Here is a 17,568-nt window from a genome sequence, read left to right on the forward strand (position 1 = left end):
ATAGCTACTGGCCTGCGTACTGGTCCGCGGCGACGATTTTGGGGTCGAACTTCAAGCCGGCCAGTTCCTCGATCTCCGCGATGGCGGCCTGGTTGCGTTCGAAGGCCGGCATGTCTATCGACTCATAGGTGTCGCCGAACTGCCTGATCGGTTTTTCCTGACTGAAGACGAAACCATAGGCCAACAGCTTCGCGCCGCGTTTTTGCGATTCGGGCACGACCACAACCTTCCAGAATTTTTTGGGGATTTTGACCTTGCCGGTTCCCCAGTTTTTGGACTCGAAGAATTCGGTGAGCACCGGCCCCGCGAACAGCACGGCGCGCCCGCCCGACTCCTGAACCTGGTCGGTGAGCAGGCGCTCAAACTGGCCCCAGATACCGACCACTCCGCCTTCATAGACGCGCTGGCCGCTGCGGTCATTGGGGTTCTCCTGGTTGAATGCCTCATGCTGCGGCGTGCAGTTGGGCCAGTGGTAGCTGTCGGCGTTCGCGAATTCGGTTTCGTCCGCGTCGGCGCCCCAGCAGTTGTCTTCGCGGCGGACAATGTGCCCGCGGTCAATCCGTTTGGCCGGGCCGTAGACGTCCTTGTTGAGCAACTGGTATTCCAGCGGCAGCCGCGGGTCTTCTCGCCAGTTTTCCCCTCCGAAATCCGCCCGCTTCCGCGGGTCGGTGCGTGATTTGGGGCGGTAGTCGTAGTTCGAGGCGGTCCACAGGCACATGCGTGTCGGCTTGTGCATCACGAGGGAAAAGTGGTGGTAGTCAAGCGGTAGCGGATCGGTCGGCGCCAGGTGGCTTGTCTTCACTGCGGGCACGTCGTCCACACCGGCATTGAATTCCTCATAATCGGCAACCGAATAGAGGGCACCATCCCATCGCGATTGGGCCACAGGGGCTGGAACCTCCTGGCCGAGGAATTTCGGGTTGTATCCCTTGCGGCCCGCGTAGTCCTCGTCGAAAACCAGGGACTTTTCCTGAAAGGCGGTGAAGAGGCCATCCGCCGAAGGCGCACCGGAACCATCAGGCAAACGAACTTGCGCGGCCGCCGCCGGTGCAGGCACCGACACGGGCGCAGCGGCGGCAGGCACGCCGGGCTGAAGCGCCTGCCCGCCATAGACGTGCAGGGTTACAGGCCCCGAGAAATTGAAGGTGTTGCCGCCGCCGGGCCGTGAGGCGAGAGGTAAGAGGGATGACGAGGGGGGGCCGGCCGGCACGCTCTCTGTGCCGGTGAGCGGGTCTGCCGTGGTCGCCAGCAATTGCCGGGCGATCATGCGCATGGATTCTGGAATCGACATGGATTTAAGCCTTTCAACGATGAAACTGACGCGCGCGCCCTCATTGGCGATCCACTGGATGTCGTCGTCGCTTTGCGACTCCGGGTCCCAGGGCGCGCCCCGTTTGTCCAGGATCCGGCCGTCCCGCATCGCCGGCACGCCGCAGTGGTGCAGCGCCACCAGTTCCCAGTCGGTGTTGTAGACCGGGGAGCCGGAGGAGCCCGGCCGCGTGTCCGTCTCATAGTGAAGAAAGCCGGTGGGCAGGATGTCCATTAACTTGTTGTCGCTGATGGCGAAGGCCCGCGGCCCGCCGGCGGGGTGCTGGATGATATTGACCGGAGCGCCCGTCAACACCTTGCCCGTTGCCTCGATCAGCCGCGTCCAGCCGCATGAGGCAATCTGGTCGCTCTCGCGGCTGCGGGGCTGCACCGCCACGATCGTGAAGTCGAGGTCCGGGTCGGTAACAAAGAAACGGTCTGGATCGAAGTCGTAGTATTTGCCGTTGTTGATGCCGTACTCATCGCGCACGTAGAAAAAATTCGCCGCGTGGCCGTCGACGTCGATCTTCGAAGGAAACACGTGATGATTCGTCAGTAGCAGGTCGAACCCGATCAGCAGGCCCGTGGCCACGCCGATGGGCGTATGGCCGGCGCTGCGCTGCTGGACGATGCGGGCCACGGGTTTCGCGGCGTCCGAGGCCTGGACGCTGGGCGCGTATTCCACGGGATTCCACGTACCAATGGCACGCTCGGGGAAAAGGGGAAAGCCGCCCGCGGCCCTGGTTAATTGACGGGCTGTCCATTCCGCTTGGCGCTTGGGTGTGTCGGCGGCGCCCGGGCCTTGGTTCCGGATTTTTTCAAGGCCGGTTTCGCGCTGCTTCATGCGCTCTTCCCAACGCCGGGCCGCATCCGTCAGGATGCCCTGTTGCCTCGTCTTGACCGCTCCGAGTGTCTGTCCCATTTCTTGTTCCTTCGCCGGCCTTCGGCCTGCAGAATTCGGGGAAATGGATATTCCTCCATTCCACGGGAAAATGCACCCTCCAGTCGGAGGAGGCTTCACAAGCAGGGTTAGTGCAGACCTGTAAAGACGTACAGCGGCTCGCGAAAAACAAGGCGCCACAATGAAAAAACCCTCCTTGAAGAAGGAGGGTTTTGAATGGAGGCGGCTTTATGACAAAGCCGCTTCAAGCCATGAAGGATTATTCCTTGATGTCGACAGCGTAGAAGTTGTGGCGGCCGAACGGGCTGTTCTTGTAGCCGATCACGCTTTTGCGGATGGGCTTGAGCTGCACCGCGTGGGCGATGGTGAACCAGGGAGCCTGTTCCTTGAAGATGACCTGGGCCTGCTGGTAGAGCTTGATGCGCTCGGCAGGATTGGTCACCGTCTTGGCTTTCAGGACCAGGTCTTCATAAGGCTGGTAGCAGAACTTGGCGATGTTGGAACCGCTGGCGGACTGGGCTGAAGCGCAGCCGAGCAGGGTGTACATGAAGTTGTCAGGATCGCCGTTGTCGCCGGTCCAGCCCAGCATGCCCATCTGGTGTTCGCCAGCCTGCAAACGCTTGCGGTACTCGCCCCATTCGAAGCTCTTGATCTCGGCGGTCACACCGACCTTGACCAGGTCAGCCTGCATCAACTCGGCAATGCGCTTGGCGTTCGGGTTGTACGGGCGCTGCACGGGCATGGCCCACAGGTCGGTGGTGAAACCGTTGGGGAAGCCGGCCTGGGCCAGCAATTTCTTGGCGGCTTCGGGGTTGTACTCGTCGTCCTTGATGGCGTTGTTGTATGCGGCCATGGTTGGCGGGATCGGGTTCTTGGCGGCAACACCGGTGCTCAGGTACACACCGTCAACAATGGCTTTCTTGTTGATGGCCATGTTGATGGCCTTGCGCACGCGCACGTCGTCAAACGGCTTCTTGGTCGTGTTGTAGGCGAGGTAGCCCACGTTCAGGCCGGCCTGCTCGACGATCGTCACGTTCGCGTCCTTGCGGATCGCGTCGAGGTCGGCGGGATTGGGGTAGGGCATGACGTGGCATTCGTTCTTCTGCAGCTTGGCCCAGCGGACCGAAGCGTCAGGCGTGATCGAGTACACGAGGTCGTCGATCTTGGCTTTGCCGCCCCAGTATTGCGGGAAGGCCTTGTAGCGGATGACCGCGTCTTTTTGGTACTGAACCAGGTAGAAGGGGCCGGTGCCGACCGGGTCCTGGTCGATTTTTTCCGGCGTGCCGGCTTTCAGCATGGCGTCGGCGTATTCCTTGGACTGCAAGGCCGCGTAAGGCATGGCCAGGTTGGCGAGGAACGGTGCTTCAGGCTTGTCCAGCGTGATCTTGACGGTGTAGTCGTTGACCTTTTCCACCGATTTCAGCAGCTTGGGCATGCCCATGTCGCTGAAGTAGGAGTGGTTGGGGCTGGTGACCTTGAAGAAAGCGTTGTCTTCTTTCCACTGGCGTTCGAACATGAACAGCACGTCGTCTGCGTTGAAGTCGCGCGTTGGTTTGAAGGCCTTATTGCTGGCATGCCACTTCACGCCCTTGCGCAGGTGGAAGGTGTATTCCTTGCCGTCGGCGGAAATGTCCCATTTTTCGGCCAGGCCGGGAACGACCTTGGTGCCGCCGTATTCGAATTCCACGAGGCGGTTGTAGACGGGTTCGTTGGCATCAAACGACGTACCCGTGGTGTTGACGCCAGGGTAGAAGTTTTCGGGGCTGCCTTCAGAGCAGAACACCAGCGTCTTCGCGGAGACGGGTGAAAGTGCCAGCAGCGCTGGCAGGGCAACAGCGCACAGCAATGCGCGCTGGACCGGACGCAGCCGGCTTGCACTTGGTTTGGTCTGAATCATTTGACGATCCCTTTGGAGGTTAATGCTGCTTCTTGCAGCGGGGCTTGCGGCCAGATTGCACAACATTTGTGACGTTGTGCGCCCTGGTCATTGAAAAACGTGGCCTGAAACCGGTGCTTGAGCGCATGGTTTCAGGTCACGCAGTGAGAAAGTTTTCAGCATAGTGGCACGCAACCTGCCGCTCTGCAACTTCACGCAGCTGCGGCCTTTCGGCGCGGCAACGGTCGGTGACGTGGGGGCAGCGGGTGGAAAACACGCAACCGGTGGGCGGGTTCAGCGGCGAGGGCAGCTCGCCCTTGAGCACGATGCGCTGTTTGACGCCGGTGCCGGCCAAGCCGGGTGTGGAGGCCAGCAGGGCCTGGGTGTAGGGGTGCAGGGGTCGGTTGAACAGGGCATTTTTCTCGCCTTGTTCAACGGCATGGCCCAAGTACATCACCAGCACGTCGTGGGCGATGTGGCGCACCACACCCAGATCGTGCGAGATGAACAGGTAAGCCAGGCCCATGGACTGCTGCAGGTCGGCCAGCAGGTTGAGCACCTGGGCCTGGATGGAGACGTCAAGAGCCGACACCGGCTCATCGGCCACTACCACGATGGGGTTGAGCATCAGCGCGCGCGCGATGGCGATGCGTTGGCGCTGGCCGCCTGAAAACATGTGGGGATAGCGGTCATAGTGCTCTGGGCGCAGGCCCACCATGGCCAGCATGGCGCGTGCCTTTTCGGCGCGCTCCGCAGCGTTCAGGGTGGTGTTGATTTCAAGCGGCGCTTCAAGGATGGCGCCGATTTTCTTGCGCGGGTTGAGTGAGCCGTAGGGGTTCTGGAACACCAGCTGCACGGCCTTGCGCAGGCCCACGCGCTTTTCGGGGGAGCCGACGGCGTCGATGCCGGTGATGCGCAGTTCGCCGCCCGTGGGCGTTTCGATCAGCGACACCATGCGGGCCAGCGTCGATTTGCCGCAGCCGGATTCGCCCACGACAGCCAGCGTCTTGCCGGCATGGACCGAGAAGGACACGCCGCCGACGGCTTGCAGGTGGTCGGACTTGCGCATGAAACCGCGGCGGATTTCGTAAACCTGTTTGAGGTTTTTGGCCTCGACGACGGGGCCGGTAGGCAGGGTGCCTGGGGTAGTGACGGTGGCGGTGCTCATTGCGCGGCCTCCATCACGGGGGTGTCGCGTTCGATGTTGGCCTCGCGGCTGGGATCACCCAGTGGGTAGTGGCAGCGAACCATGCCGTCCTTCCAGGCGCGCAGCAGCGGGCGCTCGTTGCGGGAATGTTCGGTGGCATAGGCGCAGCGCGGGGCAAACAGGCATCCGGCAGGGCGGTCATAGAGGCCGGGCACCATGCCGGGGATGGTTGCCAGGCGCGCGCTACCGTCGCTGCGCTCGGGCAGGGCCGACAGAAGTGCTTCGGTGTAGGGATGCTGCGGGGTGTTGAAGAGGGCGTGTGCGCTTTGCTCTTCCATGATCTGGCCGGCGTACATCACCGCGATGCGCTGTGCCATTTCGGACACCACGCCCATGTTGTGCGTGATCAGCACCAGGGCCATGCCACGCTCTTTTTGCAGGCTGCGCAGCAGGTCCAGGATTTGGGCCTGGATGGTGACGTCGAGCGCCGTGGTGGGCTCGTCGGCAATCAGCAGGCGCGGGTTGCAGGCAATCGCCATGGCAATCATCACGCGCTGGTTCATGCCGCCCGACAGTTGGTGCGGATAGGCCTTCAGGCGGCTTTCGGGTGAATTGATGCCGACCTGCTCAAGCAGTTCGATAGCCTTGCGTGTGGCCGCCTTTTTATCCATGCCCAGGTGCAGACGCAGGGTTTCGGTGATCTGGAAGCCGACGGTGAAGCAGGGGTTCAGGCTGGTCGTGGGTTCCTGGAAGATCATCGCGACGTCTTTGCCGATGAGCTTGTTGCGCTCGCCTTGCGACAGCTTGAGGAGGTCGTGGCCGGCAAACCGCAGTTTGTCGGCTTTCACGCGGCCGGGGTAGGCCACCAGGCCCATCAAGGCCATCATGGTGACGCTCTTGCCGGAGCCGGATTCGCCCACGATGCCGAGGACTTCGCCTTCTTCCAGCGACAGGCTGATGCCGTCGACGGCGTGCATCACGCCGTTTTGTGAGGGAAATTCAACAGAAAGATTTTCGATTTCAAGAAGGGCCATATTAGTAACTCCCCCTTCTCGGCTCACTTCGTGTAGCCGGATCCCCCCGCAGGGGGCAACAGCTGCGGCCCGGCAAAGCCGGTTCCGCGCTGTTACTTGCGAAGAGGTTCATGAGGGGTGGGTGAATCTTGTTCATCTTTTTAGCTTGGGATCGAATGCATCACGCAGTCCGTCGCCGAGCAAATTGAAGGCCAGCACAGTGATCAAAATTGCGAGGCCGGGGAAGGTGACTACCCACCAGGCGCGCAGGACGAATTCGCGGGCGTCGGCCAGCATGGTGCCCCATTCGGGTGAGGGCGGCTGGGCGCCCAGGCCCAGGAAGCCCAGGGCGGCTGCGTCCAGGATGGCGGTGGACACGCCGAGCGAGGCCTGGACGATCAGCGGCGCCGTGCAGTTGGGCAGGATTTCGCTGAACATGAGGCGGATGCGGCTGGCACCGCTCATGCGTGCGGCGGTTACGTAGTCGCGCGAGGTTTCGGCAATCACCGCGGCGCGTGTGATACGGACGTAATGCGGCAGCACGACGATGGCGACAGCCAGCATCGCGTTCATCAGGCCGGGACCGAGGATGGCCACGATCACGATGGCCAGCAGCAGGCTGGGCAGCGTGAGGATGATGTCCATCAGGCGCATCACCGCGATCTCGAAGATGCCGCGGAAAAAGCCTGCCAGCAGGCCCAGCACCGTGCCGACGACCACCGACAGCGCCACCACAGCCAGGCCGATGACCAGCGACAGGCGGGCGCCGTACATCAACCTGGTCAGGATATCCCGGCCGATCGCGTCTGTGCCCAGGGGGTAAGTCCATGACCCGCCGGTTTGCCAGGCTGGGGGTTTGAGGAACACCGCGTTGTTGGTGATATTGGGCGCATGCGGCGCCAGCAGCGGCGCGAACAGCGCGATCAGCAACACGCCAATGACAATGACCAGGCCGATCACGGCGCCGTTGTTTGCACTGAAGTAGTTCCAGAATTCGCGCAGCGGATGCGGTGGCGCGGGCGCAGTAGCGGGTTTCAAGGTGGCCGTGCTCATCGCTGATGCCTGATGCGTGGGTTAATGATGCCGTAGGTGATGTCCACCAGCAGGTTGACGGCCATGACGATGGCGCCCAGCAGCAGGATGCCGCCCTGCAGCACGGGGTAGTCGCGGCGACTGATGGCTTCGATCAGCCACTTGCCGACGCCCGGCCAGGAAAAAATGGTTTCGGTGAGGATGGCGCCGGTGAACAGCACGCCCACCTGCAGGCCGATCACGGTGACCACCGGGATCAGCGCGTTGCGCAGCGCATGCAGGGCCACCACGCGCAGGTTGGAGAGGCCTTTGGCGCGCGCGGTGCGGATGTAGTCCTCGCCCAGCACTTCCAGCATGGCCGAGCGCGTCATGCGCGCGATCACCGCCAGCGGGTTGGTGCCCAGCACGATCATGGGCAATATCAGGTGCGAGGCGGCCGACCAGAACGCGCCCTTGTCGTCCGACAGCAGCGAGTCGATCAGCAGAAAGCCGGTGGTGGGCTCGATGAAGTACTGCACGGAGAGCCGGCCCGACACGGGTGTCCAGCCGAGCTGCACCGAGAACAGCAGGATCAGCAGCAGCCCCCACCAGAAAATAGGCATGGAATACCCCGTGAGGGACACCCCCATGACGCCATGGTCGAGTATGGAGTTTCGCTTGACCGCCGCCAGAATGCCCGCGGGGATGCCGATCAGCAGTGCAAACAAGATGGCGCACACGGCGAGTTCGATGGTGGCCGGAAACAGCGTGAGGAATTCGCGCAGTACAGGCTCCTGCGTGATCAGGGACTTGCCCAGGTCACCCTTGAGGACCCGGCCGATGTAGATGCCGTACTGCACCATTACGGGTCGGTCCAGGCCATATTCCTTGAGCAATTGCGCGTGGCGCACCGGATCGATGCCGCGCTCGCCCGCCATGGTTTCGATCGGGTCGCCGGGCACCATGCGGATCAGGAAGAAGGCCAGCAGAGTCATCCCCAAAAAGGTGGGAATGATCAGGCTCAGTCGGGTAAAAATAAAGCGCAGCATTATCGCGGGATGCTAAGGCAGGACTTGGCGCGGGGTGTGGGAAAACCGTCGCGCTGGTGACAGGCAGGGCGCGCGAAATTTTCCGCCGCCTCGGTTTTTGAATGCAGTAGCTGCAGTGGCATCGACATGGAGTCTTGTTTTGTTAAGTCTGGTGCGGGCGGTGCCGCGGGGAATTTTTTATCTTAGCAACAATAGCGTCGGTTTTCGACTGTGCCGCTGGTGGCAGGCTACCGAGTAACCCTATGGCATTAGCAGACGTTTCAGGTAGTTTTGGGCGTTAATGGAAGCGGGCGGAAGAGCGCCGGAGTAACGCAGGAAGCGTGCCAGCGGCTGGGCGCTTTGGCATAGGCCCCGCTGCACGCGCGCATAAAAAAAGGCCGGTAGATACCGGCCTTTTGATATCGGCAAGAGCCGATTACTTGACGTGCTTGCCGATCAGGCCAGCCATCTCGAACATCGACACCTGCGCCTTGCCGAAGACGGCACGCAGTTTTTCGTCGGCGTTGATCATGCGCTTGTTGACCTTGTCCTGCAGGCCCTTGGATTTGATGTAAACCCACAGCTTGCTGACGATCTCGGTACGTGGCAGAGGCTTGTCGCCCACCACGGCTGCCAGTGCGGGGCTCAAGGTCAGTGCCTTCATGAACGCTGCATTGGGAGTGCGCTTTTTGGCAGGCGCTTTTTTCGCTGCTGGCTTTTTGGCCGCAACTTTCTTGGCGGGAGCTGCTTTCTTCGCGGCTACCTTCTTTGCAGGCGCTGCCTTTTTCGCAGGAGCCTTCTTCGCAGGAGCTGCTTTCTTCGCAGCTACTTTCTTTGCCGGAGCAGCCTTTTTTGCAGGCGCTTTTTTAGCCGGTGCTTTTTTTGCAGTTGCCATGATTGATTTTCCTTCTAGAAGTTGATAAATCACCACACGGATAACTACTCTTCCTTGTGGCAATGCGGATGCTACTGGAGAAAAACGCAGTTTCCTAGTGCAAACGCACTTTATTTGCGCCTGGATGTTGCAGATTTACCTCTGAAAATCAGGAAAACGCCTATGAGAATCACGCCGCAAGCCGCCCATTCGCCCCCGGTGACGTGCTCTCCGGCGAAAAATGCGCCCAGAAAAATCGCGATCAACGGGTTCACAAAGGCGTAGCTGGTGGCCACTGCAGGTGACGCATTGGCCAGCAAATACAGGTAGGCGCTGAAGGCGATGAGCGAGCCGAACACCACGAGATAGAGCCATGCGAGCAGGGCTTCGGGCTGCGCCGGCCAGTTGGCGGCGGCCTGGTGGTGCTCACCCAATGCAAGAGAAATCACCATCAACACCGCGCCGCCACACAACATTTCGCTGGCAAAACCCGCGGGGCCGTTCGCCAGCGGCAGCCGGGTGGTGGACAGCACCGAGCCAAGTGACCACAGCAAGGTCGCCCCCGCAATGCACGCCATGCCGACGGGAGCAGCGCTAAAGCTGGAGCCTTGCACCAGCATCAGCACACCTGCCAGCCCCACCACCATGCCCAGGAACTCCAGCCTGCTGGGCCGCTGGCCCAGCAGGAGGCCCCAGGCCGACACCATCATGGGAACCACCGCGATGAAGGTGGCGATCAGTCCGGAGCCGATGTGAACTTCAGCCGATGCTGTCAGCCCCATCCCGCCGCCCAGCATCAGGGTGCCGATGACGGCGGCGTTGGCCCACTCGCGCCTGCTGGGCAGCTTGTGCCCGCGTATCAGCACCCAAGCCATCATCAGAAGGCCGGCCGCCAGGAAACGCGTGCCCATCTGGAAGAAAGGCGGAAAGCTGATCAGGGCAAAGCGGATTGCCAGGTAAGTGGAGCCCCACACCAGGTAACAGGCGAGCAGGGCAGGGATCAAAAGCGCCGGCGCTTTGCCGGTGGCGGAGGATGAAATGAGTGCGGAGGTCATGCCCGCATGGTAGGTTGCCAAACGCCCTCAGACTATGCAAAACTAACGGCAAAACTGCAGCTGGCCTTTAAATTTAAAGCTTAAAAAGCGATATGACCGAAACCACCGAATGGGACCATTACGACAGCCGCATCCTCGGCGAACTGCAGCGCGATGCGCGGATCACCATGGCCGAGCTGGGCCGCCGTGTTCACCTGAGCCAGCCGGCAGTCACGGAGCGTGTGCGCAAGCTCGAACTGGGCGGCGTGATCAAAGGTTACCGGGCCGAGGTTGACCTGGCGCGGCTGGGTTACGGCATACGCGCTATCGCGCGGGTAGGGCGGGTCGAGTACGCCCGGGTGGTCAAGCTGATCGAGCAGACGCCCGAAGTGATCAATGCCTACAACGTCACCGGCGAGGACAGCTGGGTGCTGGAAATCGCGGTGATCGACGTGGCGCACCTGGACGCGGTGGTGACCAAGTTCTGCATCCTCACCGAGACCTCGACCTCCATCGTGCTGAATGCCCCCCGCGAGAATGCGGTGGTCTTGCCCGCCCGGCGCGAAGACATCAAACCCGTCATCAAGAAAGTCACCGGAAAATGAGCCAAGACAATCTCGCCTCCTTCGCCACCTGCGATCTCTGCGACCTCCACAAAGGCGACACCTCGGGCCGCTTCAGGGTGCTTCCGCCGGTTTTCAGGAGCTATGGCGGGCATCAGAAGTTCAGCGGGCCTGTGGTCACCGTTCAGTGCTTTGAAGACAACTCGCCAGTCAAGGCGGCGGTGGAGTCGCCCGGCGAGGCGCGCGTGCTGGTGGTGGACGGGGGCGCCTCGCTGCGCCGCGCGCTGCTGGGCGGCAATCTGGGCGCCGCCGCCGCCAAAAACGGCTGGGCAGGGGTGCTGATTGACGGTTGCGTGCGCGACGTGGCGGAGCTGGCGCAATGCCAGACCGGCATCCGCGCCCTGGCAAGCATGCCGCTGCCCACGGAAAGGCGCCAGGCGGGCCTGCGTGACATCGCTGTGCAGATACAGGGCGTCTGGGTGCGGCCGGGCGACTGGCTCTACTCCGACGAGGACGGGGTGGTGGTGATGCCGGCGCCTGCGCAAGCGTAGACGCAGGGCGCTTGCAATCCAGGCGCTCTGCCGCCGGGCGCAGAAGTTTGCAGCGGGGGCGCTGGATGGATTATTGGCAAAATCGGCCTGAAACCCAATAAACAAGGGCGTAAGCGGCTATAAATTTAATAGCACTCACGCGCTGTCTTTACGCAGCAGAGGCGGGCCGCTCATGCCCTGCTTCTCATTGCTGCCAAAAAATACTCAGAACCCCGCAAGAGCGATCGAGTTCTTCAGCGCTTGCCCACCGCCGTAGCTATCCTGCTCGGGTGGCACGCCGCCCAGCGACACGCGGATCGCGCAGTATTTGAACTCCGGGATCTTCGCAAACGGGTCCAGCGCGGCGTTGGTCAGCTTGTTGATGGCTGCCTCGTAGTAACAGAAAGGTACAAAAACCGCGCCGCGTGGCGAGCTTTCGTCGGCGCGGGCATACAGCTCCACCTTGCCGCGGCGTGACTCAATGGTCACCACGTCGCCGGGCTTGCCACCCATGGCGGCAAGGTCGAGCGGGTGTACCAGGGCGACAGGATCGGGCTCGATCGCGTCCAGCACCGTGGCGCGCCGGGTCATGCTGCCGGTGTGCCAATGCTCCAGCTGGCGCCCGGTGATCAGCACCATCGGGTATTCGGTGTCCGGGCGCTCATTGGCCGGGATGATGTCGGCCGGCACGAACTTCGCGCGGCCGCCTTCGCGGGGGAAGTCGTCCACGAATACCACCGATTGGCCGGGATCGCCTTCCTTCATGCAGGGGTAGGTGACCGAATGCTCGCGGTCAAGCCGGTCCCAGGTGATGCCGCCAATGCTCGGCATGGTGTGGCGCATCTCGTCGAAGACTTCGCTGACATGGTTGTAATGCCAGCCGCAGCCCATCCGGTTGGCGATCTGCGTAATGATCCAGAGGTCCTGGCGCGCATCGCCGGGCGGGTTGATCGCCTTGCGGCCCATCTGCACCAGGCGGTCGGTGTTGGTAAAGCTGCCGTCCTTTTCAGGAAAGGCGCTGGCCGGCAGGATCACGTCCGCCAGGTAGGCCGTTTCGGTCAGGAAGATGTCCTGCACCACGAGGTGCTCCAGCGCCGCCAGGGCTTCACGCGCGTGGTTGGCGTCGGGATCGGACATGGCCGGGTTCTCGCCCTGCACGTACATCCCCTTGATGCCGCCCTTTTTGATGGCGTGCATCACTTCGACCACCGTCAGGCCGACCTGGTCGTCCAGGGTGCCGGGGGCCAGCTTCCAGGCCTTCTCGAAACTGGCGCGGACCTCGGGCTTGGACACATGCTGGTAGTCTGGCAGCATCATGGGGATCAGGCCCGCGTCGGACGCGCCCTGCACGTTGTTCTGGCCGCGCAGAGGATGCAGGCCGGTACCGGGACGGCCGATCTGGCCGGTCATCAGCGAAAGGGCGATCAGGCAACGCGCGTTGTCGGTGCCGTGCACGTGCTGCGACACACCCATGCCCCACAGGATCATCGAGCCTTTGGAAGTGGCGAACAGCCGGGCCACATAACGCAGCGTGTCGGCATCGATGCCGCAGATAGGCGCCATCAATTCGGGCGTGTAGCCTTCGACGTTCTTGCGCAATTCTTCGTAGCCGATGGTGCGGCTGTCGATAAAGGCCTGGTCCACCAGGCCCTCGGTCACGATGACGTTCATCATCGCGTTGAGCATGGGCACGTCAGTATCGGGCTTGAACTGCAGGTGACGGTGCGCCACGCGCGTGAGGTCGGAGCGACGCGGATCCATCACGATCAGCTTGGTGCCGTTTTTCACGGCGTTCTTGATCCAGGTGGCGGCCACCGGGTGGTTCACCGTCGGGTTGGCGCCGATGATCACGACCACATCGGCCTTGGTGACATCCATGACGGGGTTAGAGACGGCGCCAGAACCAATGCCTTCCAGCAAGGCGACGACCGACGATGCATGGCACAGGCGCGTGCAGTGGTCCACATTGTTGCTGCCAAAGCCGGTGCGCACCAGCTTCTGGAACAGGTAGGCTTCTTCGTTGCTGCCCTTGGCAGAGCCAAAGCCGGCCAGCGATTTCTTGCCATGCTGGTCGCGGATGGCGGCCAGCTTGCCGCCGGCGAATTCCAGCGCTTCTTCCCAGCTGGCTTCGCGGAACACGTCCATCACGCGGTCCGGATCCATCGTGAAGTCGCCGGTTTTGGGCATGCCTTCGCGGCGGATCAAGGGTTTGGTCAGGCGATGGGGGTGGTGTGCATAGTCAAAGCCGTAGCGGCCCTTGACGCACAGGCGCTCATGGTTGGCGGGGCCGTCGCGCCCTTCAACAAACAGGATCTTGTCGTCCTTGACGTTGTAGGTCAGCTGGCAGCCGACACCGCAATACGGGCAGACCGACTCGACCTGCTTGTCCGGCACGGTGAGTGCAGCTTCACGGGCCGGCATCAACGCACCTGTCGGGCAGGCCTGGACACATTCGCCGCAGGCCACGCAGGTGGACACGCCCATGGGGTCGTCCATGTCGAAAACAATCTTGGCCTGGTCGCCGCGGAAGGCCAGCCCGATCACGTCATTGACCTGTTCGTCACGGCAGGCGCGCAGGCAGCGCGTGCACTGGATGCAGGCGTCAAGGTTCACGGCGATGGCCGGGTGGGACACATCCTGACGCACCTGCGGGCGCGCCTCGAAGCGAGGCTTGCCGACCCCGATTTTGGCCGCCCACTGGTCCACCTCGTTGTTGCGGGTGTATTCCTTCTCGGGCATATCCGACAGCAACAGTTCCAGCACCATCTTTTGCGATGCCACGGCGCGCTCGCTATCGGTGACGACCTTCATGCCGGCGGCCGGTGCCCGGCAGCATGAGGGAGCGAGTACGCGCTCACCGTTGATCTCGACCATGCAGGAGCGGCAGTTGCCGACGGCTTCCAGGCCCTCCTTGAAGCACAGGTGGGGGATCTCCACGCCTTCGCGCTTGGCGACCTGGAGCAAGGATTCAGTGGCGCGGCCCTGGACTTCGCGGCCGTTGAGGCTGAAGCTTACGAGCGGCGAGTCGAGTTCGGCGAGTTCCTGGCGGGTAATTGCATTCATGGGAGATCCTTAAAGTGCACAGCTAGGCCGGCCGCAGCGCCGGGCCGCCCCAAGCAAGGCCAGCCCCCTCGGGGGGCAGCGTAGTACGCAAAGCGACAAGCGTGGGGGCTCATAGTTCATGGGAGAAGTACTTGACGACGCAGTCCATGGGATTGGGCGCTGCCTGACCGAGGCCGCAGATCGATGCGTCGCGCATGACCAGAGACAGGTCTGCCAGCAGAGCGAGATCCCACTTGGGTTGCTCCATGAGATGCGCCGCCTTTGCCGTGCCGACACGGCAGGGCGTGCACTGGCCGCAGGACTCGTGGTGGAAGAATCGCATCATGTTGCGTGCCGCATCGGTGGCTGTGTCCTTGTCGGACAGGATCATCACGGCGGCCGAGCCGATGAAACAGCCGTAAGGCTGCAGCGTGTCGAAGTCCAGCGGGATGGTGTTCATCGTGGCGGGCAGGATGCCGCCTGAAGCACCGCCGGGCAGGTAAGCATAAAGCTTCTGGCCGTCCAGCATGCCGCCGCAGTATTCGTCGATCAGCTCCTGGATGGTGATGCCGGCCGGTGCCAGCTTGACGCCAGGCTCCTTGACCCGCCCGGACACGGAGAACGAGCGCAAGCCTTTGCGGCCATTGCGGCCGTGCGAAGCGAACCACTCACCGCCTTTTTCCAGGATGTCGCGCACCCAATACAGAGTCTCGAAGTTGTGCTCGAGCGTCGGCCGGCCGAACAAGCCCACTTGTGCGACGTAGGGGGGGCGCAGGCGGGGCATGCCGCGTTTGCCTTCGATGGATTCGATCATGGCCGACTCTTCGCCGCAGATGTAGGCGCCCGCGCCGCGGCGCAGTTCGATTTCGGGCATGCCGGTCATCAGGGGGTCCAGCCTCAGCCTGGCCACTTCGGCCTCCAGCATGTTGCGGCAACCGTGGTATTCGTCGCGCAGGTAAACGTAGATTTTTTCGATGCCGACAGCCCAGGCAGCGATCAGCATGCCTTCGAGGAAGCGGTGCGGGTCACGCTCCAGGTAAACGCGGTCCTTGAAGGTGCCGGGTTCGCCTTCGTCGATGTTGACCGCCATCAGGCGCGGGCCTTTTTCGGCACGTACGATGCGCCACTTTCGGCCGGAAGGAAAGCCGGCGCCGCCCAGACCGCGCAGGCCGGAGTCTTCCATGGTCTTGAGAACAGTCTCGATATCCCGCTCGCCCGAAATGCACTGCTTGAGCAGGCTGTAGCCGCCTTTCGCCTGGTAGGCGGGCAGGTCGGTAAAACCTTCGGGAACATGCTGGGTGGCCCTTGCCGCCACGGTTGCGGCGATGGTTTCGCAGCTGGCGTTCGGCACCGGGTTTTGTCCCACCACGGCCGCAGGGGCCTGCTCGCATCGACCAATGCAAGGCGCTGCGATGACGCGGATGTCCCGGCCGAGCAGGGCGGGCAGCCTGTCCAAAAGGTCTTTGGCGCCTGCCATTTCGCAGGCCAAGCCATCGCAGACCCGCACCGTGAGTGCGGCTGGAGCGGCTTCGCCCTCCTTAACCACGTCGAAGTGGTGATAGAAGGTTGCCACCTCATAGACCTCGGTCTGCGCCAGCCTCATCTCCTGAGCCAGTGCGGCCAGATGGGCGGCCGACAGATGACCGAACTTATCCTGAATCTTGTGCAGGTGTTCGATCAGCAGGTCCGGCTGACGCGACTCGGTGCCCAACAGGCTCTGCACTTCGGCCAACGACTGCGGGTCGACGCGGCGCCCCTTGGGTGCTTGACGCTTTCGCTGCTTGGAGGCGTCGATGACGGCGATGGGAATGATGGGGTGGTTCATGAAGCGTGTGGGCTCGCTGTGTGGCTGGCGTTGGTGGCGTGAGAGTTGCCCGACCTAGATGACGCGTTCGGCGCGTAATTCGGCGATGTAATCGGCGCCGTAGCCCAATTGCGTCAATACTTCGTCGGTGTGCTCACCCAGCAGGGGTGAGCGGGTGACCTCGGTGGCGCTGTCGGACATCTTGATCGGGTTGCCCACGGTCAGGTATTTGCCGCGGGTGGGGTGGTCGACTTCAACAATCGTTCCGGTTTCGCGAAGCGCGGGCTCTTCCGCAATTTCCTTCATCGACAGAATGGGGCCGCAGGGGATGTCGTATTTGTTGAGGATTTCCATGGCCTCGAATTTGGTCTTGGTCATGGTCCATTTTTCGATGCGCGCAAAGATCGGCTTCAAGTGCAGCAAGCGGGCGGCCGGCGTCGCGAAGGCTTCGTCGTCGATCCAGCTCTCTTCGCCGATCACCTTGCACACGGCTGGCCATACGGCGCCCTGGGTGATGAAGTAGATGTAGGCATTGGGGTCGGTTTCCCAGCCCTTGCATTTCAGGATGGAGCCGGGCTGGCCACCGCCAGAAGCATTGCCGGCGCGGGGGACCGCTTCGCCGAACTTGCCGTCGGGGTACTGCGGATACTCGTGCATGGTGCCGGTGCGCTCCAGGCGCTGCTGGTCGCGCAGTTTGACCCGGCACAGGTTCAGCACGGCATCCTGCATGGGCGCCAGTACTTTCTGGCCGCGCCCCGTGGTGTTGCGCTGATAGAGGGCTGCGACGATGCCGAGCGCGAGGTGCAGGCCGGTTCCGCTGTCACCAATTTGTGCGCCCGTGACCATGGGCGGGCCGTCGTCAAAGCCGGAAGTGGAGGCCGAGCCGCCGGCACACTGGGCGACGTTCTCGTAAACCTTGCAGTCTTCGTAGGGGCCGGGGCCAAAACCCTTGACCGATGCGACGATCATCCGGGGATTGAGCTTCTGGATGTGTTCCCAGGTGATACCCATGCGGTCCAGCGCGCCTGGCGCGAAATTTTCGACCAGCACATCGCATTCCTTGATCAGGGTGTCCAGGACCTCCTTGCCCTTCGGCTTCTTGGTGTCCAGCGTGATTGAACGCTTGTTGTGGTTCAGCATGGTGAAGTACAGGCTGTCCACGCCGGGAATATCGCGCAACTGTCCGCGAGTCGCGTCGCCTTCGCCGGCGCGCTCGACCTTGATGACGTCTGCGCCGAACCATGCCAGCAACTGGGTGCACGTAGGCCCGGACTGGACGTGGGTGAAGTCAAGGATGCGAACGCCGTCTAACGCTTTGCTCATGAAAGTTCCTGCTGGAGGTTGAAATGGATGCTCGTGTGGCTTGCGCCATGCTGCAGGACACCTGGGTGCCCGGTTCAACCCCTATGTTAATCACTGCACCGGTGATGTGCCTTT

Annotated in this window: 13 protein-coding genes; 2 read left to right on the top strand and 11 right to left on the bottom strand. The window is 62.3% G+C overall.

Annotation, left to right across the window (positions count from 1 at the left end):
* Positions 1-4: 4 nt before the first annotated feature.
* From ACXJKE_RS10205 to yedA, 8 genes are all read right to left on the bottom strand, one after another.
* On the bottom strand, positions 5-2,230 hold the full coding sequence (locus tag ACXJKE_RS10205; protein WP_457280467.1) for a DNA/RNA non-specific endonuclease: 2,226 nt from the start codon (positions 2,228-2,230) through the stop codon (positions 5-7).
* 238 nt (positions 2,231-2,468) lie between these two features.
* Positions 2,469-4,106 (bottom strand): ABC transporter substrate-binding protein, encoded by a 1,638-nt coding sequence (locus ACXJKE_RS10210; protein ID WP_457280468.1) that lies wholly within the window; start codon positions 4,104-4,106, stop codon positions 2,469-2,471.
* A 136-nt stretch (positions 4,107-4,242) separates the two neighbouring features.
* Positions 4,243-5,253, bottom strand: coding sequence for a peptide ABC transporter ATP-binding protein (locus ACXJKE_RS10215; protein ID WP_457280469.1), 1,011 nt, complete (start codon positions 5,251-5,253; stop codon positions 4,243-4,245).
* Entirely contained in the window at positions 5,250-6,266 is a 1,017-nt protein-coding gene (locus ACXJKE_RS10220) for an ABC transporter ATP-binding protein (protein WP_457280470.1), read from the bottom strand. Before ACXJKE_RS10220 ends, ACXJKE_RS10215 begins: the two co-directional genes overlap by 4 nt.
* 132 nt (positions 6,267-6,398) lie before the next feature.
* The gene (locus ACXJKE_RS10225) at positions 6,399-7,298 is read right to left on the bottom strand and encodes an ABC transporter permease subunit (RefSeq protein ID WP_457280471.1); all 900 of its coding nucleotides are present in this window, start codon (positions 7,296-7,298) and stop codon (positions 6,399-6,401) included.
* Complete coding sequence (locus tag ACXJKE_RS10230; RefSeq protein WP_457280472.1) at positions 7,295-8,305, bottom strand: ABC transporter permease subunit; 1,011 nt, start codon at positions 8,303-8,305, stop codon at positions 7,295-7,297. Before ACXJKE_RS10230 ends, ACXJKE_RS10225 begins: the two co-directional genes overlap by 4 nt.
* A gap of 415 nt (positions 8,306-8,720) precedes the next feature.
* Positions 8,721-9,179, bottom strand: a complete 459-nt coding sequence (locus ACXJKE_RS10235; protein WP_122956824.1) for an SWIB/MDM2 domain-containing protein — start codon at positions 9,177-9,179, stop codon at positions 8,721-8,723.
* Positions 9,180-9,289: 110 nt separating this feature from the next.
* Positions 9,290-10,213 carry a drug/metabolite exporter YedA gene (yedA, locus tag ACXJKE_RS10240; RefSeq protein ID WP_457280473.1) on the bottom strand — a complete coding sequence of 308 codons (924 nt, stop codon included), beginning with the start codon at positions 10,211-10,213 and terminating at the stop codon, positions 9,290-9,292.
* Positions 10,214-10,305: 92 nt separating this feature from the next.
* On the opposite strand from yedA, the gene ACXJKE_RS10245 reads away from it, so the two are divergent.
* A complete protein-coding gene (locus ACXJKE_RS10245; RefSeq protein ID WP_007873193.1) occupies positions 10,306-10,797 on the top strand; it encodes an Lrp/AsnC family transcriptional regulator in 492 nt (163 codons plus the stop codon).
* Positions 10,794-11,306, top strand: coding sequence for a ribonuclease E activity regulator RraA (rraA, locus tag ACXJKE_RS10250; protein WP_457280474.1), 513 nt, complete (start codon positions 10,794-10,796; stop codon positions 11,304-11,306). Before ACXJKE_RS10245 ends, rraA begins: the two co-directional genes overlap by 4 nt.
* A gap of 204 nt (positions 11,307-11,510) precedes the next feature.
* On the opposite strand, the gene fdhF is transcribed toward rraA, so the two are convergent.
* The 3 genes from fdhF to frc form a co-directional block, all read right to left on the bottom strand.
* Positions 11,511-14,348: a formate dehydrogenase subunit alpha gene (gene fdhF, locus ACXJKE_RS10255; RefSeq protein ID WP_457280475.1), complete on the bottom strand. Its 2,838-nt coding sequence runs from the start codon at positions 14,346-14,348 to the stop codon at positions 11,511-11,513.
* 109 nt (positions 14,349-14,457) lie between these two features.
* Entirely contained in the window at positions 14,458-16,152 is a 1,695-nt protein-coding gene (locus ACXJKE_RS10260) for an NAD(P)H-dependent oxidoreductase subunit E (protein WP_457280476.1), read from the bottom strand.
* A gap of 54 nt (positions 16,153-16,206) precedes the next feature.
* The gene (gene frc / locus ACXJKE_RS10265; protein ID WP_457280477.1) at positions 16,207-17,454 is read right to left on the bottom strand and encodes a formyl-CoA transferase; all 1,248 of its coding nucleotides are present in this window, start codon (positions 17,452-17,454) and stop codon (positions 16,207-16,209) included.
* Between the last annotated feature and the right edge of the window lie 114 nt (positions 17,455-17,568).

The sequence above is a fragment of the Polaromonas sp. P5_D5 genome, from assembly GCF_054049435.1.

What these genes read in the sequence shown, in the direction of transcription:
- ACXJKE_RS10260 (WP_457280476.1), bottom strand. Translation starts at nt 16,152, where the DNA reads ATGAACCACCCCATCATTCCCATCGCCGTCATCGACGCCTCCAAGCAG.
- frc (WP_457280477.1), bottom strand. Translation starts at nt 17,454, where the DNA reads ATGAGCAAAGCGTTAGACGGCGTTCGCATCCTTGACTTCACCCACGTC.
- ACXJKE_RS10220 (WP_457280470.1), bottom strand. Translation starts at nt 6,266, where the DNA reads ATGGCCCTTCTTGAAATCGAAAATCTTTCTGTTGAATTTCCCTCACAA.
- rraA (WP_457280474.1), top strand. Translation starts at nt 10,794, where the DNA reads ATGAGCCAAGACAATCTCGCCTCCTTCGCCACCTGCGATCTCTGCGAC.
- ACXJKE_RS10245 (WP_007873193.1), top strand. Translation starts at nt 10,306, where the DNA reads ATGACCGAAACCACCGAATGGGACCATTACGACAGCCGCATCCTCGGC.
- ACXJKE_RS10225 (WP_457280471.1), bottom strand. Translation starts at nt 7,298, where the DNA reads ATGAGCACGGCCACCTTGAAACCCGCTACTGCGCCCGCGCCACCGCAT.
- fdhF (WP_457280475.1), bottom strand. Translation starts at nt 14,348, where the DNA reads ATGAATGCAATTACCCGCCAGGAACTCGCCGAACTCGACTCGCCGCTC.
- ACXJKE_RS10230 (WP_457280472.1), bottom strand. Translation starts at nt 8,305, where the DNA reads ATGCTGCGCTTTATTTTTACCCGACTGAGCCTGATCATTCCCACCTTT.
- ACXJKE_RS10235 (WP_122956824.1), bottom strand. Translation starts at nt 9,179, where the DNA reads ATGGCAACTGCAAAAAAAGCACCGGCTAAAAAAGCGCCTGCAAAAAAG.
- ACXJKE_RS10210 (WP_457280468.1), bottom strand. Translation starts at nt 4,106, where the DNA reads ATGATTCAGACCAAACCAAGTGCAAGCCGGCTGCGTCCGGTCCAGCGC.
- ACXJKE_RS10205 (WP_457280467.1), bottom strand. Translation starts at nt 2,230, where the DNA reads ATGGGACAGACACTCGGAGCGGTCAAGACGAGGCAACAGGGCATCCTG.
- ACXJKE_RS10215 (WP_457280469.1), bottom strand. Translation starts at nt 5,253, where the DNA reads ATGAGCACCGCCACCGTCACTACCCCAGGCACCCTGCCTACCGGCCCC.
- yedA (WP_457280473.1), bottom strand. Translation starts at nt 10,213, where the DNA reads ATGACCTCCGCACTCATTTCATCCTCCGCCACCGGCAAAGCGCCGGCG.